Genomic DNA, 617 nt, shown 5'->3' on the forward strand with positions numbered 1-617 from the left:
GGTTAAGTGAACAATAACGAGCCCTTGGTAATCGATTACTTTAGTGATGTTCTGTGTATCTGGGCGTGGATTGCCCAAAGACGAATTGAGGAAATGAAAGAAGAGTGGGGGGAGCAGGTTTTGCTGCGCCGACACTATATTAACCTCTTCGGCGATACGAAAACGCGAATGGCAAAACAATGGGGGGAGCGCGGTGGCTACGAAGGCTTCGGTCGTCATGTGCAAGATGCTGCGGCTCCTTATGATAATGCGCCGGTTAACCCGGAAATCTGGAAGACTGTGCGGCCAAAATCCTCTTTGAATGCGCACTTAGTCCTCAAGGCTTGTGAGCTAGCGTATAGCCCTCAGCGCTCTGCTGATTTAATGCTGTTAGTGCAAAAAAGTTTTTTTGTCGATAATCTGGATGTGGGCTTGCTTGATAATGTGCTCTTGCTGGCTAAGCAAAGTGGTATGGATAGCGATGCATTAAAAACCTTGATTGATGAAGGTGATGCGGCAGCACTATTGATGAGCGACTATCAGAAAGCAGCAGAACTGAATATTAAAGGCAGTCCTTCATGGATTATGAATAATGGTCGACAAGAACTCTTTGGAAACGTTGGTTACCGAATATTACG

1 protein-coding gene is annotated in these 617 nt (G+C 46.0%); it reads left to right on the top strand.

Annotated elements, in window-relative coordinates:
* Positions 1 to 24 precede the first annotated feature (24 nt).
* Positions 25 to 617 (top strand): DsbA family protein (locus A3766_RS04665; RefSeq protein WP_197479324.1); only part of this gene is annotated, 593 nt, incomplete at its 3' end.

The sequence above is a fragment of the Oleiphilus sp. HI0132 genome, from assembly GCF_001635845.1.